The organism is Actinoplanes sp. NPDC023936, from assembly GCF_040639325.1.
Lineage (GTDB): Bacteria > Actinomycetota > Actinomycetes > Mycobacteriales > Micromonosporaceae > Actinoplanes.
On record NZ_JBEZZR010000035.1, the window covers coordinates 1 to 23,490 of the forward strand.

23 protein-coding genes are annotated in these 23,490 nt (G+C 71.5%); 7 read left to right on the top strand and 16 right to left on the bottom strand.

What is annotated here, in order from left to right:
* Positions 1 to 459: 459 nt before the first annotated feature.
* The 8 genes from AB0F72_RS32635 to AB0F72_RS32670 form a co-directional block, all read right to left on the bottom strand.
* The gene (locus AB0F72_RS32635; RefSeq protein WP_360439462.1) at positions 460 to 1,656 is read right to left on the bottom strand and encodes a helix-turn-helix transcriptional regulator; all 1,197 of its coding nucleotides are present in this window, start codon (positions 1,654 to 1,656) and stop codon (positions 460 to 462) included.
* A gap of 251 nt (positions 1,657 to 1,907) precedes the next feature.
* Positions 1,908 to 2,363, bottom strand: a complete 456-nt coding sequence (locus AB0F72_RS32640; protein ID WP_360439465.1) for an ester cyclase — start codon at positions 2,361 to 2,363, stop codon at positions 1,908 to 1,910.
* 155 nt (positions 2,364 to 2,518) lie between these two features.
* Positions 2,519 to 4,876 (bottom strand): glycoside hydrolase family 9 protein, encoded by a 2,358-nt coding sequence (locus AB0F72_RS32645; protein ID WP_360439468.1) that lies wholly within the window; start codon positions 4,874 to 4,876, stop codon positions 2,519 to 2,521.
* Positions 4,877 to 4,930: 54 nt separating this feature from the next.
* Positions 4,931 to 5,383, bottom strand: a complete 453-nt coding sequence (locus AB0F72_RS32650; protein WP_360439471.1) for a pyridoxal-phosphate dependent enzyme — start codon at positions 5,381 to 5,383, stop codon at positions 4,931 to 4,933.
* Positions 5,317 to 5,901 (bottom strand): dihydrofolate reductase family protein, encoded by a 585-nt coding sequence (locus tag AB0F72_RS32655; RefSeq protein WP_360439474.1) that lies wholly within the window; start codon positions 5,899 to 5,901, stop codon positions 5,317 to 5,319. Before AB0F72_RS32655 ends, AB0F72_RS32650 begins: the two co-directional genes overlap by 67 nt.
* Position 5,902: 1 nt before the next feature.
* Positions 5,903 to 6,697: a metalloregulator ArsR/SmtB family transcription factor gene (locus AB0F72_RS32660; protein WP_360439477.1), complete on the bottom strand. Its 795-nt coding sequence runs from the start codon at positions 6,695 to 6,697 to the stop codon at positions 5,903 to 5,905.
* Between the two features lie 45 nt (positions 6,698 to 6,742).
* Positions 6,743 to 7,348 (bottom strand): hypothetical protein, encoded by a 606-nt coding sequence (locus AB0F72_RS32665; protein WP_360439480.1) that lies wholly within the window; start codon positions 7,346 to 7,348, stop codon positions 6,743 to 6,745.
* A gap of 29 nt (positions 7,349 to 7,377) precedes the next feature.
* A complete protein-coding gene (locus AB0F72_RS32670; RefSeq protein WP_360439483.1) occupies positions 7,378 to 7,830 on the bottom strand; it encodes a hypothetical protein in 453 nt (150 codons plus the stop codon).
* A gap of 69 nt (positions 7,831 to 7,899) precedes the next feature.
* Between AB0F72_RS32670 and AB0F72_RS32675 the strand changes: the two genes are divergently transcribed.
* Positions 7,900 to 11,010 (top strand): BTAD domain-containing putative transcriptional regulator, encoded by a 3,111-nt coding sequence (locus AB0F72_RS32675; RefSeq protein WP_360439486.1) that lies wholly within the window; start codon positions 7,900 to 7,902, stop codon positions 11,008 to 11,010.
* Between the two features lie 6 nt (positions 11,011 to 11,016).
* Here AB0F72_RS32675 and AB0F72_RS32680 read toward each other — a convergent pair whose 3' ends face one another.
* Genes AB0F72_RS32680 through AB0F72_RS32690 form a run of 3 tightly spaced genes read right to left on the bottom strand, consistent with a single transcriptional unit; the run spans position 11,017 to position 13,440 of the window.
* On the bottom strand, positions 11,017 to 11,808 hold the full coding sequence (locus AB0F72_RS32680; protein ID WP_360439489.1) for an ABC transporter permease: 792 nt from the start codon (positions 11,806 to 11,808) through the stop codon (positions 11,017 to 11,019).
* On the bottom strand, positions 11,805 to 12,755 hold the full coding sequence (locus AB0F72_RS32685) for an ATP-binding cassette domain-containing protein (RefSeq protein WP_360439492.1): 951 nt from the start codon (positions 12,753 to 12,755) through the stop codon (positions 11,805 to 11,807). The genes AB0F72_RS32680 and AB0F72_RS32685 overlap by 4 nt, the downstream gene beginning before the upstream one ends.
* Positions 12,756 to 12,774: 19 nt before the next feature.
* The gene (locus AB0F72_RS32690; RefSeq protein ID WP_360439495.1) at positions 12,775 to 13,440 is read right to left on the bottom strand and encodes a DUF4097 family beta strand repeat-containing protein; all 666 of its coding nucleotides are present in this window, start codon (positions 13,438 to 13,440) and stop codon (positions 12,775 to 12,777) included.
* A gap of 165 nt (positions 13,441 to 13,605) precedes the next feature.
* Between AB0F72_RS32690 and AB0F72_RS32695 the strand changes: the two genes are divergently transcribed.
* The gene (locus AB0F72_RS32695; RefSeq protein ID WP_360439498.1) at positions 13,606 to 13,785 is read left to right on the top strand and encodes an antitoxin; all 180 of its coding nucleotides are present in this window, start codon (positions 13,606 to 13,608) and stop codon (positions 13,783 to 13,785) included.
* Between the two features lie 42 nt (positions 13,786 to 13,827).
* Here the strand turns inward: AB0F72_RS32695 and AB0F72_RS32700 are convergent, their stop codons facing one another.
* From AB0F72_RS32700 to AB0F72_RS32710, 3 genes are all read right to left on the bottom strand, one after another.
* On the bottom strand, positions 13,828 to 14,415 hold the full coding sequence (locus AB0F72_RS32700; protein WP_360439501.1) for a TetR/AcrR family transcriptional regulator: 588 nt from the start codon (positions 14,413 to 14,415) through the stop codon (positions 13,828 to 13,830).
* A 63-nt stretch (positions 14,416 to 14,478) separates the two neighbouring features.
* Positions 14,479 to 15,840, bottom strand: coding sequence for a lipase family protein (locus AB0F72_RS32705; protein ID WP_360439504.1), 1,362 nt, complete (start codon positions 15,838 to 15,840; stop codon positions 14,479 to 14,481).
* A gap of 432 nt (positions 15,841 to 16,272) precedes the next feature.
* Complete coding sequence (locus AB0F72_RS32710; protein ID WP_360439507.1) at positions 16,273 to 16,695, bottom strand: nuclear transport factor 2 family protein; 423 nt, start codon at positions 16,693 to 16,695, stop codon at positions 16,273 to 16,275.
* A gap of 86 nt (positions 16,696 to 16,781) precedes the next feature.
* Here AB0F72_RS32710 and AB0F72_RS32715 point away from each other — a divergent pair, with 86 nt between their 5' ends.
* A complete protein-coding gene (locus AB0F72_RS32715) occupies positions 16,782 to 17,153 on the top strand; it encodes a YciI family protein (protein WP_360439510.1) in 372 nt (123 codons plus the stop codon).
* Positions 17,141 to 18,358, top strand: coding sequence for a DUF6596 domain-containing protein (locus tag AB0F72_RS32720; protein ID WP_360439513.1), 1,218 nt, complete (start codon positions 17,141 to 17,143; stop codon positions 18,356 to 18,358). The genes AB0F72_RS32715 and AB0F72_RS32720 overlap by 13 nt, the downstream gene beginning before the upstream one ends.
* A gap of 14 nt (positions 18,359 to 18,372) precedes the next feature.
* Here AB0F72_RS32720 and AB0F72_RS32725 read toward each other — a convergent pair whose 3' ends face one another.
* Positions 18,373 to 19,086 (bottom strand): BTAD domain-containing putative transcriptional regulator, encoded by a 714-nt coding sequence (locus AB0F72_RS32725; protein WP_360439516.1) that lies wholly within the window; start codon positions 19,084 to 19,086, stop codon positions 18,373 to 18,375.
* A gap of 79 nt (positions 19,087 to 19,165) precedes the next feature.
* On the opposite strand from AB0F72_RS32725, the gene AB0F72_RS32730 reads away from it, so the two are divergent.
* Together AB0F72_RS32730 and AB0F72_RS32735 are read left to right on the top strand one after the other, a co-directional pair.
* Positions 19,166 to 20,041: an amidohydrolase family protein gene (locus AB0F72_RS32730; protein ID WP_360439736.1), complete on the top strand. Its 876-nt coding sequence runs from the start codon at positions 19,166 to 19,168 to the stop codon at positions 20,039 to 20,041.
* Positions 20,038 to 20,919 (top strand): hypothetical protein, encoded by an 882-nt coding sequence (locus tag AB0F72_RS32735; RefSeq protein WP_360439519.1) that lies wholly within the window; start codon positions 20,038 to 20,040, stop codon positions 20,917 to 20,919. The genes AB0F72_RS32730 and AB0F72_RS32735 overlap by 4 nt, the downstream gene beginning before the upstream one ends.
* Here AB0F72_RS32735 and AB0F72_RS32740 read toward each other — a convergent pair whose 3' ends face one another.
* A complete protein-coding gene (locus AB0F72_RS32740) occupies positions 20,920 to 21,660 on the bottom strand; it encodes an ATP-binding protein (protein ID WP_360439522.1) in 741 nt (246 codons plus the stop codon).
* Between the two features lie 193 nt (positions 21,661 to 21,853).
* Here AB0F72_RS32740 and AB0F72_RS32745 point away from each other — a divergent pair, with 193 nt between their 5' ends.
* The gene (locus tag AB0F72_RS32745; protein WP_360439525.1) at positions 21,854 to 23,467 is read left to right on the top strand and encodes an ATP-binding protein; all 1,614 of its coding nucleotides are present in this window, start codon (positions 21,854 to 21,856) and stop codon (positions 23,465 to 23,467) included.
* The last annotated feature ends 23 nt before the right edge of the window (positions 23,468 to 23,490 follow it).

Consider the following 23,490-nt stretch of genomic DNA (forward strand, 5'->3'; position numbering starts at 1 on the left):
CGTCGCACAGGTGCGGGTCGTGAGCGATCGGCGCGGCCGGGTAGTGCTTGCCGATGTTCATCGCATCCTCCGCGCCCAGGCAGGAGCCCAGTCGCAGAGGGCGTCAACCAGGTCAATGTCGGGCTCGCTGGGCGGCCGCGAGCTGGCGGCTGCGGTGCAGGCCCAGCCGGCCAGCCACCAGCGGCGCCGCATCCGATGTCCGTTCTCGCACCGCCGGGTCTGCCCGGGCCGCGTCCGGCCCAGCTTGTGCTCAAACGCGTTCCTGCTCACTCTTCATCGCCTCCACCCAGCGGGGCGTCGGGGGTCAGGTGCGACGGCGCGGGCATTCCATGGAGGTAGGCAACCGCGCCGCCGCAGGTTCTGATCGTGGCGTCGCGGTCGCTCTCCGGTGAAGGGACAACGCGGCCCCCTTTCAGGGCCGCCAGGTTGCCCAAGGGGGACGCATTGTCCCCTTGGAGGTCAGTGCGCTTCGAGTGAGCGGGCCAGGTCGCGCATCGCCGGGGTCAGCCTCGCCCGACGCTCACAGATCTGCACGACCAGACTGCGCGCGGCGACCTGATGCCGGAACCACACCGGGGCGGCGTTCCGCGCCCGCGTCAGCGTCTCGATGGCATCAGTGTCCCGGCGAAGATCGGCTTGAGCGCCGGCGACATCGAGCAGATGTCGGCCGTAGGAGATCGGGCGCAGGGACTGCCGCTGCACTTGCTGAGCGGCGACCAGTGCGCGGTCGGGCCGGCCCAGGGTCGCCTGCGCGTAGGTGTCCTGCATGGACACCTGAGACGGCCCGAAGTTCAGGGCGTAATCGAGCCGGTCGCCGCTCATTCGAGCCGTGCCGGCGCGGGCCAAACCCAGATAGTCATCGGTCTCTGATGCCCGTCCCGCTGCGCAGGCCGCCGCCATCGCCCACAGCACCATGCCGCCCCATACAGTCAACTGCTCCGGCGCGGCCGTGCTCATCCGCGGTTCGATCCGGCTGGCCACGCGCTCAGCAACCCGCTCGGCCTCGGCGTTGCGCGCCTGATTCATCAGCACCCAGGCGTAGGTGCCGTGCGCGGTGCTCCACTGCAACTCGTCGGGGCCGGCCGCCGCCGCGGTGACGGCCCGTTCGGCACCAACCAGCGCCAGGTCGTCGCGGCCGAGGTGTACCAGCAGGCACGCGGCAAGCTGGTACGCCCGGGCCAGGACCACGGCCCCGCCCTCGACTCCGGCGCGATGTGCGTGACGCGCCTCGGCGACGAGGGCGGGCGTGTGGCGTGCCAGGTCGACGAAGCGGCCACCCCAGTAGTCGTCCCAGCCGTCACCGACCGCGGCCGTCAGCCGCTCGATCGGAGTTGGCTCATGGTCGTCGTCGTAATCCATGCCGGCGAGCAGGTCGGGCGACAGGAGCGCGTCACGCAGGCCGAGGACGAGCCGGTCACCGCCGCCATCGAGGCGCGGCCGTTTGTCGGCGAGCTCGGACAGCGGGACGTCCAGCGCGTCGGCGAGGGCGGACAGTGACGTCAGGCGTGCCGATTCCCGCCTGCCCTGTTCCAGCTTCTTGACGAGGTCAACGCTCACGGCTGCCAGCGCGGCCAGCGACTCCTGGGTCAGGCCGCGTTCACTGCGTAGCCGACGGAGCCGTTCGCCGATGGTTCCTGATCTGCTGGCGCGAGTCATCGCCCACCATCCCTGCTAGCCGGTCAGGGGGTGACCGGGCCGCAAGACACCGGCCGCCGATATCGACGGTACGCCAGGGCAACGATCGGTGAGCGTCGGTGGACACGATGAGGACCAGGCGCTGGGCGGGCGCCGGAGCGAGATCGCGGATCTGCCAAAGACTTGAGCACGCAAAAGAGCCCCACCCCCGACCCGGGTACGGCCGAGAGTGGGGCTCCGCGAGGCGTGGTTGGTTCCGGCGTCCGGTTCGGTCAGTCCTGCGCCGCCGGCCGGGGCGAGAGCCCCAGCTGCCGCATCATTTCGAGGTGGTCCTCGACGCCCCAGCGGGCGACGATCTTGCCGTTGGCGATCTGGAAGAAGGCCATACCGTTGAAGCGCACCGACTTGTTCGTCGGCTTCAAGCCGCGGAACTCACCGGTGTGGGTGCCGGTGAAGGTGAACCGCTCCGCCACGGTGTCCCCGTCCTCGACGAGCGCGCTGATCGCGCAGGCGACCTGACTGAAGCCTTTGTGCAAGCCCCCGAAGACTTGCTTGACACCTTCCCGGCCGCTGCCGATACCGGCCACCGTGGTCTCGAACCTGACGTTCTCATCCACGATCTCGTTGAGCGCGTCGAAGTTGCCTTTGTTGACGATCTCATCGCTGAATCGCTGAATGATCGCCTTGTTCGGGGTCAATGGCTTGCCGATTCCCCCTGTGTCGCTCATGTCCCCTCCGTCAGAATCCGTTGTGCCGTCCTTCGGTGAACCTGCTCAGCGTCACCCAGTCAAGCGATCCAAATAGGATTCGGTCGGATACGCGACGCGGAAAAACCGGCCCGTTCGCCGCCTGACGAGATCGTCAGGCGGCGCACGTGGCTTGGTCAGGCCGTGGCGCAGGCCGCGCCGTTCAGGGTGAACGACGTGGGTGCCGGGTTGGCGCCGGTGTGGGTGCCGTTGAAGCCGAAGCTCACCGTGCCGCCGGCCGGCAGCGCGCCGTTGTAGGACGCGTTCGTGGCGGTGACCTGGGTGCCCGACTGGGTGACCGTGGCCGACCATCCCTGGGTCACCTTCTGGCCGGCGGGGTAGGCGAAGCCGAGCGTCCATCCGGTCAGCGCGGCGGGGCCGTTGGTGATCGTCACGGTCGCGGTGAAGCCGGTGCTCCAGCTGTTCGCGGTGTAGCCGACCCGGCAGCCGGCGGCCGGCGACACCGAGACCGAGGGCGACGCCGAGACCGAGGGCGACGCCGACGGGGAGACCGAGACCGAGGGGGAGACCGAGGGGGAGACCGAGGGCGACACGGACGGGGAGGCCGACGCGGAGACCGACGGGGACGGCGTTGTGCCGCCGGGGACCGTGCCCCACACCAGCGACGATCCGTCCCACAGTGGCACGCCGGTGTTCGGGCCGGCCGTTGCCTGGTAGGAGGGGTCGTTCGCCGGGTTCCAGACCCCGCCCTCGGCCACACCGATCTTGAGCTGGACCTCCATCCGGTGCGCCGACTGGCCGGCCGGGGCGATCGTGTAGCCGGTGCAGTCCACCTCGACGTACCAGATGGCGCCGGAGTGCTGCCGGGCCGTCGCCGGGCCGGGGCAGCCCTGCGTGTAGGGCGAGCTGACCTGCAGCGGTGTCTCGTCGTCGCGGGTGAAGTAGTACCGGAGCTTTCCGGCCGTCAGGGCCCGCGCCGGGAACGCCGACTTGTTGTAGACGACGACCTTCACGCCGGTCGACCGGGTCTCATTCTGCATAACCGTGGTTTCGGCCGACATTTCGGGGATGTCGGGTGTCTCCGCGACCGGGAACCCGGTCAGCGGCGCACCACCGAACTCACCGTAGAGCCGCGCGACAGCCGAGGTGAATCCGGCGTTGTAGTCCGTGGCGACCTCGTTCATCACATAGTCACCGCGACTGTCGGTGTACGCGTCGTCCGGCGACGACGGCCCACCCACCAGCGCTCCGTAGAGCACGTGCCGCGTCTCCACCGGGACCTGCTGGCTGTCCCACCAGGAGCCGTGGGCCGTACGGTGATGGGGATTCTTGGGGGAATCGGCGCCGAACCCGATCACGTAGCTGGCGTTCCGCGGGTTGTCGCCGAGGGCATAGTTGATCTGGCGGACCGCGAAGTCGTGATAGCGCTGCTTGCGGGTGGCGTCGCTGAGATGGTCGCTGTGGACCAGGGCGACGAAGGCGGTGTTCGCCGCATAGCGCAGCGCTCCCCACGAATCGACGACCACCATGCCGCCCGGCGAGGTGCGCACCTTCTCCCCGTTGACGCCGACGGTGAACCAGTCCAGCCATCGATTCGCGTCATCGAGGTATTTCTGTTTCCCGGTCAGCTGGGCGAGCAGCACATAGTTGCCGTATTGCTTGTTGTCCCAGCTGATCGTCCATTTGTACATCTTGGTGCTGGTCTGGTTCTCGTTGCCCTGCGCGTCGTATCCGGCCTCGGCCTTCGCCAGGTAGGAAGCGTCGCCGGTGGCCCGGTGCAGCCAGATCGCGCCCCACACCAGCTCGTCGGCGTAACCGCTCCAGGAGCGGTAGAACGACGTCGCGTCGGTGATGCACTCGTGATAGTTCTTGCGCACCCGGTCGGCGAAGGAATAGAGCTGTTTCGCATGCGACAGCAGGGTGTCCGCATAGGCCGCGTCGGTGGGGCGGAAAACCAGCGAGCTCGCTGCCATCGCGGCCGCTGTCTCCGCCGCCAGCTCACTGCCACCACAGCTCGCATCGATTTTGTACGCGGGACGCGCCATCGGCATGACTTCGGCCGGTCCCCACCATTTGTGGTCGTCGTCGCCCTTGCCGACCTGGCCGTAGAGCACGTCCGCGGACGGGTGCGCCTTGATGAAATAGTCGTTCGGGACGCGCAGATTGTTCAGCAGGTGGGTGAGCTGACCGGAGCTCGCGTACGCGTCCCGGTTCTCCACGGCGCCCCAGGCCAGCATGGTGGTGGTGAACGCCATCGGCAGCCCGAACTTGACGTGGTCGCCGGCGTCGTACCAGCCGCCGGTCAGGTCGAGCCCGGCGTCGGCGCCGTCGGTCATCGCCGAGTCGCCGCGCCAGGACACCCGGTTCCAGGCCGGTTTCTTGCCGGCGACCTGGGCCTCGTAGAAGAGCAGTGATTTCTGCAGCGCCTCGCCGTACCGGTACGGCGCCGCGGCCGCGTCGGAGGGCGAGGCGACCCAGAGCAGGCCGGCGCCGAGCACGGCAGCGGCGAGGGCAGTGGTGAGCTTTTTGATCATGCCGGTCCCACCTCGGTAGAGAGTGACCGTCATCGTTACATGGGAGCGCTCCCATTACAATCCTGTTAACTCGGGTTCGCGGCGGACCCCTCGGTGATCAGCAGAAGGACAGTGGTCTCCGGGCGCAGATGCGCTGAGCCGGCCCGGCGCAGGGCGTGCAGCGCGGCCAATGACGCTGCCCCGCACGGGCCCGTGTCGACCCCGGCGGCGGCCAGCTCGCGCGCGGCGGCAGCGGCTCTGGACGGCGTCGTCGTAGTCGCCCGGCACATGGGTGACGGTGGCGCCCTCGTCCCGGATCGCCTGGACGGCGTCGGGATGCACCCCGTCCGGCACGTAGATCTCGGCGCGGTGGCCGAACTGCTTGGCGAAGTGGGCGACCGCCCGGCCGTGGTTGCCGTCGGTGGCGGTGACGAGCGTGACCGGCCCGTCCGGGCGGCGGCCTACTTCCGGTCGTAGACCAGGGACAGCTCCCCGTGCTCGCCGGCGGCCTGGCTGACGAGCGTCCACTCATGGGCAGGCAGGCCGTCGTCGAACAGGCGCGGGCCGCCACCGAGGAAGATCGGGAACACCATCAGCGCGAGCCGGTCGACCTTGCCGGCCGCCAGGAGCGCCTTGATCACGCTGGCGCTGGAGAGCACCAGCACGTCGCCGCCGTCACCGGCCCGCAGGTCGTCGGCGACCTCGGCGGCCGGCCGGTTCACCACCGTGGTCCGCTCCCAGGGCGGTGTGGCCAGTGTCGACGAGAGAACAATCTTGTCCGTTTTCACCAGCCAGGTCGCGAACGCCTCGTCGCGCGGATCGACGCCCTCCGCGCCGATCACGGTGGGCCAGAAGCTGAGGAAGCCCTCCGCGTTCACTCGGCCGAGCAGCGCCGTGCCGGCCGGCTCCCACAGGGCGGTGAGGTGGGCGCGGGCCACGTCGGTCACCGCGTAGGGCAGCACCCAGCTCATGTCGACCGGGTTCTCCGGCGCGGCGTACCGGCCGTCGAGGGAGAGGCTCATGTTGGTGACGATGCGGCGTGCCATGTCAGTTCTCCGTCCGTAGAGTGGCGGCCAGCCTGTCGAGGCTTTGCCCGAAACCGATCTCGATGCCGGCGATGAAGTCCGCCGCGCCGGCCGTGCTGCCGGTGACCCGGTAGACCACGTCGAGCTCACTGCCGCCTGCGGCGGCGCGCAGGCGGAACTCGACGTGGGCGGTGAAGGCGATCCCGCCGCCGGGCAGCATCGGGGACATCTGGTACGCGAGGAGCTGTCCCGCCCGTACCTCGTCGACCCGGCCCTCGGCCCGTCCGGCGATCTCGTCGATGCCGTCGGTGTCGTCGGCGTCCCGGTACTCCTGGACGATCCGCCCGCCGGGCCACGCCTCGAAGATCAGCTCGGAGACGCGCAGGTCGTCCGGCGTCCACCAGCGGGCGAGCAGGCCGGCCTCGGTGAGATGCCGCCAGACCGTGGCGGGCGTGGCCGCGAGCACCCGCCGGAAGGTGAACATGCGGCCGTCGGCCCAGCCGGGTCCGGTCGCGGCGGCCCGCTCGGCGTCCAGGTGTGCTCCGGCGGGCGCGGCGGCAACGTGCTCGGCCATCTCACCCAGCCGCGCGGCCAGCTCACGCAGCGGCTCCGGCCGCAGCGAGTAGATGCGGCGCTGCCCGATCCGCTGCGCCGCGACGAGCCCGGCCCGCTCCAGGGTCTGCAGGTGCTTGGTGGTCTGCGGCTGGCGGACCCCGGCGAGCTGGGCGAGAACCCCGACCGGCCGGGGCCGCTCAGCCAGCAGGCCGACGAGCCGCCACCGAACCGGGTCGGCGAGAGCGGCGAACAAGGCGTCCATGCGCCAAGTATTCGCGCAGAAGAATATTCCTGTCAAGGAATAAAATCAGGCGGTGCGGGAGCCGCCGGAGGAGGCGACGAGCGCGTCCGCGACCAGGGCGGCGTCCGCGTCGGCCGGTCCCGCCGGGTACTCCGGGAGCAGGTCGTCCCAGACCGGCAGCCACGATCCCCACAGCTGCCCCTGGCCCTCGGGCCGGGCGAAGAACCACAGGTGCAGGTGGACCGCGCCGTCGCCGAAGCGGTACATGTGGGCGCGAGCGACGTGCGGCAGCGCCTGCATGTGCCGGACGATGCGGGTTCCCAGCAGGCCCATCTCGGCGGCCATCTCGTCGGGCAGGTCGGCGAGGTCGTAGTGGTCCCGGGGGTAGAGCATCAGGACCAGCGGCACCCCGGCGCCGGGGATCCGGGCCAGCCGCCAGCGCTCGTTGAACCAGATGCCCTCGTCCCGGTCGCCGCAGATCCGGCACTCGGCGGGATCCTCGCCGTGCCGCGGCGGTTCGGGCAGCACCGGCGGCCGGAGCGGGACCACCCGCAGTCCGTCCTGTTCGAACGGGCTGATCTCCCAGCCCGTCATCCGGGACAGGGGAAGCCGGTGCTCGCTGTCCGTGGCGGCGAGCGCGTGCTGGTGGAACTCGTCCGGTGTCAATGCCATGGCGGCAGACTAGCCAGCACGATCCACTGTCATAACTGCCGCTCCAGCTGTTCCAGACCGTTCCTGATCAGCCTCCCGTAATCGTCGTCGCCCAGCGCGCCGATGCCGGCCCGGGCCAGCTCCAGGTGCTCGCGGGCCCGGTCGAGGTCGCCGAGCTTGCGGTGGCAGTCGGCCAGGTTGAGGTGCAGCGACGGGTAGAGCGCGGCGACCGGCATCGGCACACCGGCCTCGGCGAGCCGGTCGTCGGTGAGCGCGCCGGTCGCGGTGAGTGCCCGCTGGTCCCAGAGCAGCTCCTCGCGGGGGTCGTCCTGCACGTCGGCCATCGCGTGCGCGAGCACGCTCACGTGCAGCGGATCGCCGCGTTCCCCGCCGATCTCGTCCCAGACCTCGGCGAACAGCGCGCGGGCGGCCTCGGGCCGGCCCTGGCCATGATGCAGGTCCACCCCGTGGGCGATGCGGTCCATCGTGGAATCAGCGCTCATGCCGTCAATTTATTCGCCGGCGCGGAGAACGCGCTGTCCATCGGCGGCCGGCTTTGCGATCATGCTGCGGTGCGGGTTGTGTTGCTGGGTCCGGTCGCGGTGTCGTCGGACGACGGGGCGCCGGTCGACATCCCGGGCGCCCGGCTGCGGATGCTGCTGGCCCGGCTCGCCCTCGACGCGGGCCGGCCGGTGCACACGGACACCCTGGTCGACGACCTGTGGGGCGAGCAGCCACCGTCCGGCGCCGTCGCGGCGCTGCAGGGCCTGGTCTCCCGGCTGCGCCGGGTGCTCGGCGCGAGCGGCTCGGTCGACTTCGCGGCCGGCGGGTACCGGCTCTCGGCGGGCCCCGGGGACGTCGACGCGCACCGGTTCGAGGAGCTGGCCGCCACCGGTCGCCGGGAGCTGGCGGCGGGACGTGCCCGGGAGGCCGCGTCCGCGCTGAGCGCGGCCGAGGATCTGTGGCGGGGCGCGGCGCTCGCCGACATCCGGGACGCGCCGTTCGCCCGCAACGCCGCCACCCGGCTGGACGAGGCGCACGCCGCCGTCGTGGCGGACCGCTGCGACGCGGAGCTGCGGCTCGGCCGGCACGCCGAGGTGCTGGCCGATCTCGTCGCGGCCGCCACCGAGCGTCCGCTCAGCGAGCGGCTCGCCATGCTGCGGATGCGGGCGCTGTCGGCCGCCGGGCGGCAGTCCGACGCGCTCGCCGTCCACGAGGAGATCCGCGCCCGGCTCGGCGACGAGCTCGGCGTCGACCCGTCGCCCGACCTGCGGGAGGTCCACCTCTCCCTGCTCCGCGGCGAGCTGGAACGGCCGGCCGCGCCGGCTGCCGGGGTGACGCCGAGCCGGCTCCCGGCGGACGTCACCAGCTTCGTCGGCCGCGAGGACGAGCTGAGCCGGATCGCCCAGCTGATGAGCGCCGCGCGGCTGGTCACCATCGTCGGGCCCGGTGGGGCCGGCAAGTCCCGGCTGTCGCTGGAGGCGGCGCGGCGGGACCCGGCGTACCGGCAGGGACGGGTGTGGTTCGTGCCGCTGGCCGCGCTCAGCGATCCGGACCAGCTCGCCGACACCGTCCTCGGCGTGGTCGGCTCGTCGCACGGCCGGCTCTACGACAGCGGGCAGCCGGCGGAGGCGATCGACCGGCTCGCCGAGATGCTCGACGTCGGCGACGCCCTGCTCATGCTGGACAACTGCGAGCACCTGGTGGAGGCCGCCGCCCAGCTCGCCGACGGGCTGCTCAGCCGGCTGGCGCAGCTGCGGATCCTGGCCACCGGCCGGGAGCCGCTCGCGATCACCGGAGAGGCGTTGTGCCACCTCGGCCCGCTGTCGCTGCCGCCGGGGGAGCCGGACCTCGGGACCGCGGCCGAGGCGGCGGCCGTGCGCTTGTTCGTCGACCGGGCCGCCGGTGTCCGGCCGGGCTTCACGCTGGACGAGACCACCGTCGACGCCGTGGTGGAGATCTGCTGGCGGCTGGACGGGATGCCGCTCGCCCTGGAACTGGCCGCGGTGAAGCTGCGCTCGATGGCGGTCGAGGAGGTGGTGCGGCGGCTGGACGACCGGTTCCGGCTGCTGACCTCGGGGAGCCGGGCCGCGATGCCGCGCCAGCGCACGCTGCTCGCGATGGTCGCGTGGAGCTGGGACCTGCTCGACGAGCCGGAGCGGATTCTGGCCCGGCGGCTGTCGGTGTTTCCCGGCGGGGCGAGCCCGGCCGCCCTGGAAGCGGTCTGCGCCGACGAGCGGCTGCCGGTCCGGGACGTGCTCTACGTGGTGGACTCGCTGGTGGAGAAGTCCCTCGTGCAGCAGGCGGGCGGGCGGTACCGGATGCTGGAGACGGTCCGGGCGTACGGGTCGGAGCGGCTGGCCGAGTCCGGCGACGACGTCGCGACCCGGTTCGCCGACTACTTCCTGTCCCTGGCGGAGCAGCAGGAGCCGTTACTGCGTACCCGGGAGCAGTTGAAGTCTTTCGCGGTCTTCGACGCGGAGCACGACAACATCACGGCTGCCCTGCGCACGGCCCTGGACGCGCGGGACGCCGTCCGCACGTACCGGTTCGTCAAGGCCCTGTTCTGGTATTGGGCGAACCGGGGGCGCAACGGGCAGCTGGAGACGTTCCTGGGCGCGCTGTCCGCGCTGGGCGACGCGGTGCCGGACGAGGCGCACCGGGCCGTCGAGCTGGTGCGGTCCGCGTTCCGCGCGCAGGAGGTCCACCCGGCCCGGCTGCTCTGGATCTCGCATCAGGCGTTCGCGCCGGACGCCGCCGACCTGGGGGAGGACCGGTTCCGGCAGGCGCTCACCGCGCCCGACCCGTGGGTGCGGGCCAGCGCGAACTGGGCGCACAACTTCATGCTCGTCGAGCAGGGCGTCCTGGATCGCGGCGCGCCGGCCCGGGAGGAGGCGGTGCGCGGCTTCGAGGAGGCCGGCGACCGGTGGGGCCTGGTGATGAGCCTGCTCGCGATCGGGCGGGTGCCGTCGCTGCGCGGCGATTACGCCACCTCGATCGCCGCCTTCGAACGCGCTGTCGCGATCAGCGCCGAGCTCGGCACCGAGGACTACTCCTACTGGACCCGCAACCGGCTGGCGCGGGAGCGGATGCGGGCCGGTGACCTGGACGGCGCGTGGCGTGACCTGCGGGCCATGCGGGACCGGGCGGAGCAGCTCGGGCAGCGGCGGCGGTCGGCGGCGATCCTGTTCAGCGTGGCCGGCTGGCAGCGGCGGGCCGGTGAGCTGGACGCCGCGGAACGGACCCTGGACCTGCTGGAGACCCGGGTGAGCCGGCTGCCGTACCCGGAGCAGATGGCCCGGGATCTGATCGCCGGGACCCGGCTGATGAACCGGCTGGCGGCCGGCACCGCGGCCGAGGCCCGGGAACTGCTGCCGCGCGGGGTGCGGCCGAACGTCACCCGCAACCAGAGCAACGGCCTGGCCTGGGCCGCCGAGCAGCTCGGCGAGCTGCTCGCGCTGGAGAACCGGCCGGTCGACGCGGCCACCGCGCTGGGCTGGAGCGAGGCGATCCGGGGCGCGTTCGACCAGGGGGAGCCGGTCCTGCGGGTGCTCGGCGCGGGGCTGATCGGGACGCTCGGTGAGCCGGAGTACCGGCGGGCGTACCAGGTGGGTGCCCGGCTGCCGCGGCCCGAGGCGCTGGACCGGCTGATCGAGGTGATCAGCCGGCCCAGCGCCTCGTAGGGTTTGTCACCGAGGGTCGCGGCGGAAGACCGACGCGGACCAGAGGTAGCCGACGACCGTGAGGCCGGCGCACCAGGCCACCGCGAGCCAGCCGTTGTAGCCGATCCCGGTGCCCAGCAGCAGGCCGCGCAGCGTCTCGATGGCCGGGGTGAACGGCTGGTACTCGGCGATCGGCTGGAACCAGCCGGGCATCGAGTCGACCGGGACGAACGCGCTGGACAGCAGCGGCAGCAGGATCATCGGCAGCGCGTTGTTGCTGGCCGCCTCGGCGTTCGGGCTGATCAGGCCCATGCCGACCGCGATCCAGGTGAGCCCCAGCGAGAAGATCACCAGGAGCCCGAACGCGGCGAGCCACTCCAGGGCGGTGGCGTCGACCGACCGGAAGCCGATCGCCACCGCGACCGCGCCGACCAGGACCACGCTCGCCACCGACTGCAGGACGCTGCCGGCGACGTGCCCGACCAGCACCGACGGCCGGTGGATGGGCATCGTGCGGAACCGGGCGATGATGCCCTCGGTCATGTCCATGGCGACCGAGACCGCGGTGCCGACCACGGTGCTGCCGACGGTCATCAGCAGCAGACCGGGCACGAGATAGGCCAGGTACGCGGTCCGGTCCGGCGCGCCGCCGGTGATCCCCGCGCTGAACGTGTCGCCGAAGATGTAGACGAACAGCAGCAGCAACATGATCGGCGTGAGCAGCAGGTTCAGTGTCAGCGAGGGATATCGGCGCGCGTGCAGGAGGTTGCGGCGCAGCATCGTGGAGGAGTCGCGGGCGGCGAGGGCGAGGGTATTCATCGGACGACCTCCGTGGACTGGCTTGCGGGCTGGCTGGTCAGGGCGAAGAACACGTCGTCGAGGTCGGGGGTGTGCACGGTCAGTTCGTCCGCCTCGACGCCGGCCGAGTCCAGCCGGTCCAGGACGGCGCGCAGCTGACGCTGGCTGCCGTCGCTGGCGACCTGCAGCGTCAGCCCTTCGTCGTCCCGGTTCGCGTCGGGCAGCGCGGCGGCGGCGTGGCGATAGGCGGCCGGGTCGGTGAACCGCAACTGCACGTGACCGCCGGGAACGAGCCGTTTCAGCTGCTCGGCGGTGCCCTCCGCGGCGATCCTGCCGTGGTTGAGCACGGCGATGCGGTCGGCGAGCTCGTCAGCCTCCTCGAGGTACTGGGTGGTGAGGAAGACCGTGACGCCGTCCGCTACCAGCTGCCGGATGATCTGCCACATGTTGTGCCGGCTGCGCGGGTCCAGGCCGGTGGTCGGCTCGTCCAGGAAGATGATGCGCGGGCTCCCGACCAGCGTCATCGCGATGTCGAGACGGCGTTTCATGCCGCCGGAGTAGGTGGACGCCGGCTTGCCGGCCGCCTCGGCCAGGTCGAAGCGCGCCAGCAGTTCGGCGGCGGTGCGCCGGCCCTCCCGCCGGGAGAGGTGGTGCAGATCCGCCATGAGCAGCATGTTCTCCTCGCCGGTGATCAGACCGTCGACGGCGGAGAACTGCCCGGTCACACCGATCGCGGCGCGGACCGCCGGCCCCTCGGTGACCAGGTCGTGCCCGCCCACGCTGATCTCACCGCCATCGGGCGAGATCAGCGTGGAGAGGATCTTCACGGCGGTGGTCTTGCCGGCCCCGTTCGGACCGAGAAGAGCAAAGATCGTTCCTTCCGGTACGGCTAGATCGACGCCGTCCAGCACGGTCTTCTCGCCGTAGGACTTGCGCAGCCCGTTCGCTGCGATGGCCAGGTCGGACATCACGATTCTCCTTCGGGGCTCAGAGGCTGCGGGCGACGATGTCGCCGTACGCGGTGGTGGCCTTGATCTCGAGCTCGGTGGTGCCGTCGTTGCGGAGGCTGTTGGTGATCCGGCCGTAGGAGGTGCCGGCGTCGAGCGCGGCGGAGACGCCCCGGGCCGCGCCGACGGTGATCGCTCCGGCCTGGGTGGTCAGCACGACAGTGCCGCTGACCGCCTCGGTGATCCGGATGTCGCCCTTGGTGGCGCTGATCTCCGCGGGCCCGGTGAGCCGGCCGACCGTGACGTCACCGGCGGCGACCGTGACACGGGCGCTGCCGGCCTCGGCGATGCCGACCGTGGCCAGCGACGCCTCGACGGCGATGTCGGCGAGCGGGCCCTCGCTGCGGAACTGGGCGTCAGCGGCCTTCACCGTGAGACGGGAGCCGGCCGGCAGCTGGACGGTGACCTGGATGTATCCGGAGTGGCCGAGGATCCGGTCGCGGGCGGCGGTGTTCTCGATGCGCAGGACGCCGTTGTCGTACCCGACGGTGGTCTCCTCGGCGGCCTGCACGTCGCGGCGCTTGCCGGCGTCCGCCGGGGCGATCTCGACGGTGGTGTCGGTGCGGTCGCCGGCGACGAACCGGATGTGCCCGGCCGGGATGTCCAGGACGGCGGCGATCGGGGCGGTGGTGTCGAACGTGTGCATTGATGTGCTCCTCAGTGAGCGGCGGTCCTGCCGTGTGAGGAGAACTCTGACGGGGAGCGCTGATGCGGCTCTGACAGCGCGCTGACACGCCCGGTCAGCCGGTGTCAACGGGTCTCATCCGGCTGACAGCCGTTTGGGGCGGCGCGCGGTGGGCACACCGATGTCATGGGTTTCATGGATAAGGCGAAGGATTTCGCGGACGACCACGACAAGCAGGTTGACCAGGGCATCGAGAAGGCCGGTGACCAGGTCGACGAGCGTACCGGCCAGAAGCACTCAGGGCAGGTCGACAAGGGTGTGGACGCGGCACAGCAGCGCACCGGCGCCGGCGACACCCAGCAGTGACGATTCTGCGAAACAGCCCCGCACCAGCGGTGCGGGGCTGTTTCACTGCCAGGGGCGCAGGCAGTAAGTGATCATGTCGAGCCGGCGGTCCGGATCGGCCGGCGCCGTGCCGATCACGGCGTGCACCTGCTGGCCGGCGGCGATCGCCTGAAGCACCTCGATCACCCGATCGATCGGGGTCTCCGGGCGCAGCGTACGGTCGGCGATCGCCTCGCCCAGGTGCCGGCGCATCAGCTCGGCCCAGTGGACGCCGACGTCGAGCCGGGCAGCGGTGATCCCGTCGCCCTCGGCGAGCCGGCCCCAGAAGCCGACGACCACATAGGCCTCGTCGAAGGTCTCCTTCTGCAGCGGCAGGATCTCGCGGAACATCGCGTAGAGCGCGTCCAGCCCACGCAGCCCGGCGGTGGCGGCGGCGATACGGCTGTTCGTGCGGTCCACGATGCGCTGATAGGCGCCGGCCGCGATCGCGTCGAAGCCCTCGAAGTAGTGCCAGAGGGTGCCGACACCGACACCGAGCTCGGCGGCGATGGCGCGGCTGGTGGCCGCGGGTAGCCCGTCGCGGGCGACAACGGTCAGGTACGCCTCGACGATCTCGGCACGTCGCTGGTCGTGGTCGACGATCTTGGGCATGCCCGAGAGGCTACTCGGCCCCGATCACGATGAGCCCGATCGCGATGAACCCGGGCGCGGGGGTTACGGCTGCAGGGGGAGGATCGCGCAGGTGGACGGCGCCGGCAGGCCCGCCAGCCGCAGCGACAGCCAGTCGATCGCCGGGCCCTGGTCGGTGAGCAGCGGTCCGAAGTGGTTGATCAGCGGGCTGCCGGTCCTCGGCAGGCTGACCGGGGCGTAGACCACCTTGCCGCCGCGGCCGCACCAGCCGGCCGCCATGGCCCGGGCCTGACCGTGCGGCACCAGGTTGTCGTTGACGCCTGTCGCCACGCGCACCACACCCGCCGGCTTGCGGGTGCCGATCCGCTGCGCGGCCAGGTACGCCCGCAGTTCCGGCTCGGCCTCGATGATCTCCGTGACGGATTGCCCGGTCGTGGTCCAGCCGGTGGTGCGTTTGCCGGCGTACCCGAAGATCGCGTCACCGACGCACATGGTGGACAGGTCCCGGAGCGCGGCCCGCCCGGCGTCGCTGAGATAGGCGTCGAGCAGGTCCCGCAGGGCCGGCTGCGACTGGACGAACCCGTTGACCGACCAGCCCAGCGCGCCCAGCAGCTCACTGCCGTCGATCGCCTCGGTCACCTCGGCCAGGTCGGCCGGCGGGGCGCCCGCGTAGGTGGCCTTGAGCGGCACCTCCGGCGCGTAGGAGGCGAGCAGCTCGGCCGCCGCCGCGACGGCGCCGCCACCCTGGCTGTACCCGTAGAATCCGACCGCCGACTTCGCGGTGATCGACGTGCCGGGCAGCGCGGCGGCGGCCCGGGCGGCGTCCAGCACGGCGTGGCCGGAGTCGACCCGGTTCACGTACGTGTGCAGCCGGTCGGTGGCGCCCAGCCCGGGATAGTCGGTCTGCACGACGGCGATGCCCTTGGCGAGCAGCCGGTACATGGCGAGGACCTCGTACCCGATCGAGACCGTGGTCTGTCCCTGGTCGACGCCGAGGACGAGGCCGCGTTGCAGGGCGAGCGACGTGGAACACTGGTCGCCCTGACCCATCGTGCCCGGCGCCAGCACGACCAGCGGACGCGCTCCCGGACCCTTCCACGCGGCGGCCGGTTCGAGGTAGGCGCCGGTCACGGCGACCGGGCCGCCGGTGGAGTCGGTGGACTTGTACATGATCCGGGTGGCGCGGCCGGGGAGCGTGCCGGTGATGCCCGGCAGGGACAGCGCGAGCGGGAGCGGCTCGGTGCGGACCAGCGTGCCGTTGGCCGCCGGGAGCGTGGCGGGCGGCGTGTAGAAGGCGGGAATCGTGACACCGCGCGAGGTGACGGTGTCCGCGGCGGCGGCGGCGTGCGCCGCGTCCGCTTGCGCGGCGCCGGCGGGGAGTGGGGCGAGTACGGCGGCGGTCGTGGCGCTGACCAGCGCGGCGAGGATGCGGGAACGTGCGGGCATGGCGGCCTCCGGGGTGGCTCGGCGACGCAGTTACCGGACGGTAACCAGGCGTACCGAGACATTCCAGGGCCTTCATTTCTCACTCCGGTGGCCCGGCGGGGTGGCGTTGCCGAGGTTTGCCGATGTCCGACTGGTGCTTACTGCTGGCGCGGAGAGCTTCCGGCAGCACTGACCCTGTTGGCTGATACCCGCCGCTCGGTAGTGCGCCGATGCGGACGCGCGTCACGGTCGGTCGCCCCTGACCGTGGAGCGCTGGAGTTTTCGTCATTCTGTGGGGCCTGGGACGTCCGCGGGTTTCCGTGCAGCGCCGCGTTGACCGTGGTCGTCGGCACGCTGGGTGACAACGGTTCGTGTTGCCGGGCGGTCCGGCCCCGATTTCGGCTGGCCTCGCAGCGGTGATGACGCACGCAAGCCGATGACGTGCGCCAGCCGTCACGGCCGCAGGGTGACCGCCGCCCGGAGGGAGCCGTCCATCTCGAACGGCACCGACTCGTGCTCGTGGACCACCAGCCAGCGTCCACCGACCCGCCGTAACCCCAGCGTCACCCGGAACCAGAGCCGGAATCCCTCCTCCGAGCCCCGCGGCGTCGCGGACAGGCAATCGATGCTCGTCGCAAACGCCACCTCCCCGTCCACGGTGATCTCCAACTGCGTCACCTCCCGGCGCGGCGGCTCCCGGAACGTCGCGATCCAGGCCTTGAACGCCGCCGGATCCCGCGCGTCGCCCGGCTGCCGCAGCGGCGGGGCGAGGTTGTAATCGACGAACGTGTCGGCATAGTGCGACAGGACGGCTTCGGCGTCGCCGGTCTCGAGCAGGGCGGCCTTGCGTTCGATGACTTCCCGGATCTCGTTCATGACGGGACGTCGAAACCCGCCCCGCCGGTTTCGACATCTCAGCGAGAAGAGAAAAGCGGAAGAGAATCGAGAAGAGAGGGAATCGAGTGAAATACCTGATCCTGATCCAGTCCAACCCGCAGTCCCTCGCGGTCTGGGAGACGCTGACCGACCAGCAGCGCACCGACTTCGGCCTCGGCCACCTCCGGCTCACCGAGGAGATGCGGGAGGCCGGCGTGCTGGTGGCCGGTGAAGGGCTCGGCGATCCGGCGCTGGCCACCCAGGTCTCCGTCCGGGACGGCGAGACGATCACCTCGGACGGCCCGTTCGCCGAGGTCAAGGAGCATCTGGCCGGCTTCTACCTGATCGACGTCGCGGATCTCGGCGAGGCGGTGGCCTGGGCCGCGAAGACGCCGGACGCGGCCTACACGCGAGTCGAGGTGCGGCCGGTCCTGGACATGAGCGGATGGGAGTTCTGACCGGGCTGCCGGACCTGCTGCGCGAGCTGGCCCCGCAGGTCCTGGCCGCGGTGGTGCGCCGCTACGGCGATTTCGACGCGTGCGAGGACGCGGTCCAGGAGGCGCTGCTGGCGGCCGCGCGGCAGTGGCCGGGGGAGGGCGTTCCCGCGCAGCCGCGGAACTGGCTGATCACCGTCGCCGGTCGCCGCCGGGTGGAGCTGCTGCGCAACGAGGCGGCCCGGCGCCGTCGCGAGGAGGCGGTGTGGCACGAGCCGGCGCCGGCGCCGCGCGGTGACGACGAGCTCGCTTTGCTGCTGCTCTGCTGCCATCCCGCGCTCTCCGTGCCGGCGCAGATCACGCTCACCCTGCGGGCGGCCGGCGGGCTCACGACGGCCGAGATCGCCCGGGCGCTGCTGCTTCCGGAGGCCACGGTGGGCCAGCGGATCAGCCGCGCCAAGAAGCGGATCCGCGACACCGGCACGCGGTTCGCGATGCCCGCGCCGAACGAGATCGGCGACCGTCTCGGTGCGGTGCGTCACGTGCTCTATCTGATCTTCAACGAGGGCTACACCGCGAGCTCGGGCGAGCTGTTGCACCGGGTCGAGCTCACCCGGGAGGCGATCCGGCTGACCCGCCAGCTGCACCGGTCGCTGCCGGAGGACGGCGAGGTGGCCGGTCTGCTGGCGTTGATGCTGTTCACCGACGCGCGCCGGCCCGCGCGCACCGGTCCGGGCGGTGCACTGATCCCGCTTGCCGAGCAGGACCGCGGACGATGGGACGCGGCGTTGATCAGTGAGGGCGTGGCGATCCTCACCCGTACCCTGTCGCGGTCCTTGATCGGACCCTTTCAACTGCAGGCCGCGATCGCGGCGGTGCACGACGAGGCGACGCGGCCCGAGGACACCGATTGGCCACAAATCACGATTTTGTACGGGATATTGCACGCGCTCGCCCCCAGCCCGATGGTGACCCTGAACCGCATCGTGGCCCGGTCCATGGTCGACGGTCCGGCCGCCGGGCTCGCCGCCCTGGACGAGCTGGCCGGCGACCCGGTGCTGGGCCCGCACCACCGGACCGCTGCGGTGCGCGCCCACCTGCTGGAGATGGCCGGCGCGGCGGCCGAGGCGCGGGAGCAGTACCGGACGGCGGCGCGGCTCACCCTCAGCCGTCCGGAACAGCGCTATCTCGAGGCGCGGGCGGCGCGGATTGTCGTACCCGGGCTCTAGGTTCTCGGGTGTGCCTAGATGATCGACATCGGGTCGGGCGGGAAGAGTTCGTGCCCGGCCCACGGGTCGACCGCTTCCGGATAGTCGGGATCCGCCGGCCGCGATGCCGCGTGAGCCGAAGCCGGCGTCGCGGCGACCGGGCCGGCGTGGGCCGCTGGGTCGGCCAACCGGCTGCGTTCCTCGGTCAACCGGGTGCGTTCGCCGGTCGGCCGGGTGCGTTCGCCGGTCGGCCGAGCGCGTTCGTCGGTCAGCCGGGCGCGTTCCTCTGTCAGCCTGGCTCGGGCGGCGGCGAAGACCGGCCCGGTCAGGCCGGCCAGGGGCTCGTCGCGCCAGAGCGCGAGCGCCTCCCGAGTCAGCTCACCCGCCGCGTCCGGGTCGCCGGTCCGCTGAGCCTGCCGGGCCCGGGTCAGCGCGGCGCGGAAGACCTCGGCGTCGACGGCGTTCGCACCCGGGCGGATCACATAGCCGCCGCCGTCCAGCGCGATCAGCGACGTGCGCGCCGGGTCGAGGGCCCGGCGCAGGCCACCGATGAACCGCTGCACCACGTCGACGCCGTTCTCCGGTGGATCGCCGCCCCACAGCGCGCCGATGATCTCCGGCATTCCCACCGGCGTGCCGGCGTTGAGCAGCAGGATCGCGAGGACCGCCCGCTGCTTGATCGGGCCGAGGTCGATCGGCTCACCGTCGCGGAACGCGCGGACCGGACCGAGGATCTCGAAACGCAGCATCCCGAAATCCTCCAGCGAGCACATACCCTCGGCACACACGAACTCAGCGAGCACGAGCAGCATAACGGCGGGGGTGGCCATGGACCTGGCGGACGACACACTCACGGATTACCTGCGGCGGCTCGCACTGCCCGGATTCGCCGACATCCACGTCCATTTCATGCCGGAGCGGGTGCTGCACAAGGTGTGGCACTACTTCGACACGTTCCCGCCGCGGCGTGGTCTGCGGTGGCCGATTCACTACCGCGAGGACGAGCGGACCCGCTTGAGCATTCTGCGCCGGCTCGGCGTGGTGACATTCACGGCCCTGGTGTACGCACACAAACCCGGCATGTCGGCGTGGCTCAACGACTGGTGCCGTGAGTTCACGGCCGGAGTGCCCGGCTGTGTCCCGTCGGCGACGTTCTTCCCGGAGCCCGGCGTCGGCGCCTACGTCCGGGAAGCCCTCGATCACGGCGCCCGGGTGTTCAAGTCGCATCTGCAGGTCGGCGGCTACGACCCCGGTGATCCGCTGCTCGATCCGGTGTGGGGGATGCTGGCCGAGGCCGGCGTGCCGGTCGTCTGCCACTGCGGCAGCGGCCCGACTCCCGGCGCGTTCACCGGGCCGGGCCCGATCAGCGAGGTGCTCGCCCGGCATCCGTCGCTGACGCTGGTCGTCGCGCACTGCGGCAGCCCGGAGTACGCCGCCTTCCTCGACCTGGCCGCCGCCCATCCGCGCGTGCATCTCGACACCACGATGGCGTTCACCGATTTCCTGAACGGCCTGGCCCCGTACCCGAAGGATCTGGTGCCGAAGCTGGCGGATCTGGGTGATCGCATCGTCCTCGGCAGCGACTTTCCCAACATCCCGTACCCGTACGCGCACCAGATCGAGGTGCTGGACCGGCTCGGGCTCGGTGACGACTGGCTGCGGGCCGTCCTGCACGACAACGGCGCCCGGTTGCTGACGTCGTGAGAGCGTTGATCGTCCGCGGCGGATGGGCGGGCCATGAGCCGGTCGCGTGCACCGAGATGTTCCGCGGCTTCCTCGCCGGCAGCGGGTTCAGCGTGCGGGTCGCGGAGAGCCTCGACGTCTACACCGATCCCGCCGCGCTCGCCGGCGCCGACCTGGTCGTCCAGTGCTGCCACGTCGACCCGACCCTGGAGGTGCTCGCCACGACCACGTTCACCGGCGATCACGACGCGCCGGAGACGGCCGGGGCGGTGATGCCGGTGGCGTGGACCCGCCGGTTCGGGCGGGGCGCGTCTTCGTGTGCACGCTCGGCCACGGCCCGGCCGACCTGGCCGTCCCGCAGACCCGGACGATCGTCGAACGCGGCCTGCTCTGGGCGGCCGGTGACTGACAGAAGATGTCAGTGGAGGGGGGCCATGATCGCTCTCGTGAACGACTTCGATTTTTTCCTCGGCTCCTGGAACGTGGTCAACCGCCGCCTCACGAAACTCTTCGCGGGCAGCGACGACTGGTACTCGTTCCCCGGCACCTCCACCTGCCACCAGGTCTTCGGCGGTGGCGGCAACTTCGACGAGATCGACTTTCCGACGCTCGGTTTCCGGGGGTGCACGCTGCGCCTGTTCGACGTCGAGCGCCGCGAATGGTCCCTGTACTGGGCCGACAGCCGTACCGGTGTGCTCGGCGCCCCGGTGGTGGGTGTCTTCGCCGACGGCCGTGGCGACTTCTACGGCGACGACATCCTGGACGGTCAGCCGATCCGGGCGCACTACATCTGGTCGGACATCACGCCTGACTCGGCGCGGTGGGAGCAGGAGTTCTCCGCCGACGGCGGGCGGACCTGGGAGTCCAACTGGGTCATGGAGTTCAGCCGCCGGTCCTGATCAGCGCGGGCCGGCCTTCAGCAGCGCCCACACGGTCTTGCCGCCGTCCGTTGCCGTCGCGCCCCAGTGGGTGGCCACCGCCGCCACGATCCGCAGGCCCCGGCCCGAGCCGGGCAGCATGATCGTGCTGGTCGGCGGCGGCTGCTCGGTGATCCGCGGCAGCCGGCTGTCGCCGTCCTGGACGGAGATCCGCAGATAGCGGCCGGTGTACGCGGTGAGCAGGTCGAACGCGGTGCCGGCGTGCGTGACCGCGTTGGTCGCCAGCTCGGAGGAGATCAGCTGCGCGGTGTCGCGCAGCTGGTCCAGGCCCCAGCCGGTGCACGCCTCGCCGAGCAGGCCGCGCGCGCCGCCGACGCTCGCCGGGACGGGCGGAAACGACTGCCGCATCCGGCGCGGCACGTAGGCGCGCGCCACCAGCTGGGCTTCGGACTGATGCTCGTAGAGGGCGACGAACGTGCGGTAGGCCGCGAAGTCCCGCCGCAGGGCCGGGTCGTCGACGCACAGCAGGACCGGGACGCCCCAGGTGTTCAGGGCGTTGTGGGCGAGCGTCGGGAAGAGGCTCAACCGGTTGACGCCGTCGTGGCTGAGCTGGGCGAGGTCGACGATCACCACGGTGGGGCACTCGGCCACGGCCGTGCCGATCACGCTGCGTATCGCCGGTGAGCTGGCCTGATTCAGTTCGCCGGTGACCCGTACCGTGGTGATCCCGGTGTCGAGGCTCCGCTCCACCGATGTCTTCATGTTGGCAATCCCGACTGTGACTGGTGGCTCGCCCCCATACTCAACGCTTGCCGCTGCCTCCCGGCAAGCCATCGGGGGTGGGACCCCGCGGGTCTTTCCTCGTCGCCCCGCCCTGAGGCCGTCACCGATTCCCGGCGGCTGCGGTGGCGGCCCCGGTAGCCTTGAGCTGCGAATCTGTGACGGCTGGGAGGCGATGGCCGTGGAGGACGCCCCGGTCCGGCGGAGCTTGTGGGTGTGCGCGGTCGCGGTGCTCACTGTCGCCCTCGCTGTGGTGCCGGTCGCCGATCATCGGCTGGCCGTCCACTCGTACCTGATGGTCGCGTTCTTGGTCTTGATGGTGGCGGGCGATCTGCTGACCGCGCATCTGCTGAGGCAGCAGTTCCTGGCCGGTGGCCGGCTGGCGACGCTGGGCCTGTCGTCGGCCTACCTCTACTCCGCCCTGGTGATGGTGGTGTACGCCGTCGTCTCGGCAAAAATCCAGCGCGCGGGCGTGGAGTCGACGTGGGCCGAGGTCTGCGGCCCGTGGCTCTTCCTCGCGGTCCTGTCCGGGTTCCCGCTGCTGGTGGCGACGTTGTCGGCGGGGCGGAGCGGGGTGCCCCGCACCCGGCGGCGGATCGTCGCCGCCGCGGCGACAGTGGCCGTCCTCACGCTCACGGCCGCGGTGGCGGGCACCGTCGTCGCCGGCGCGGGCCGGCTGCCCCGGATCTATCAGGGCGGTACGCCGACGGAGGCCGGCCGGTGGGCGGTGTGCGTGGCGCTGGTGATCGCGGCGGCCGGCCTGCTGACGGTGATCCGGAACCTGCGCCACCGCCCCCGCGTGGAACAGTGGGTGGTGGTGGCGCTCAGCGCGTCGCTGGCCACCACGATCCTGTTCCTCGCCGGGCCGCAGCGCTACACGCTGGGCTATTACGTGGCGCGCGTGACGATGCTGGTCTCCTCCGGAGTGGTGCTGCTGGCTCTGCTCGCCGAGACCGCGCACCTCTACCGCCGGCTCTCGGCGGCCCACGAGGATCTGGACCACGCGCACCGCGAGCTGAGCCGCCGGGCCGAGGACCTGGAGGCCGCGGGCGCGTGGAAGAGCGACATCATCGCCACTCTCACCCACGAGATCAACCAGCCGCTGGCGGTCATCTCGGCGTACTCCGAGGAACTGACCCAGGAGTGGGACACCACCACCGACAGCGAACGCCGCGCCGCGGTCCAGGCGCTGGGCAACCGCGTCGACCAGCTGCTCGACATGGCTGCCCACCTGCTGGCGCTCTGTCGGGCCGAGCCGGGCGAGATCCGTACCGAGCCGGTCGCCGTGCCGGTGGAGAAGGCGCTGGCCCGGGCCACCGACAACCTGACCAAGCAGGCCCGGACGCGGGTCACCGTCGGCCCCGCCCCGCCCGGCGCGGCCGTCTGGGCGGACCCGGTGCACCTGCACGAGGTGCTGACCAACTTCATCACGAACGCGGTGAAGTACAGCCCCGGCGGCATCCACGTCTCGGCGGCGCTGGACAGCGTGGGTGCCGAGGTCCGGTTCGCCGTCACCGACGAGGGCAACGGGGTGCCGCCGGACTTCGTCGAGCACCTGTTCGACCGATTCACCCAGGCCGAGCAGCCCGGCGAGGCGCGAACCGGGGCCGGGTTCGGCCTCTACCTGTCCCGGCTGCTCGCCGAGGCCAACCACGGTCAGGTCTGGTACGAGGCGGTGGTGCCGCACGGCAGCCGGTTCCTGCTGCGCCTGCCCTGCGCGCAGCGGCACCCGTCGCTGCGCCTGGTGGACGGCGACCTACCGGACGAGTTCTCGGCCACCCGCCAGTGACAGCGTCTGCCCGTTGACGTGAC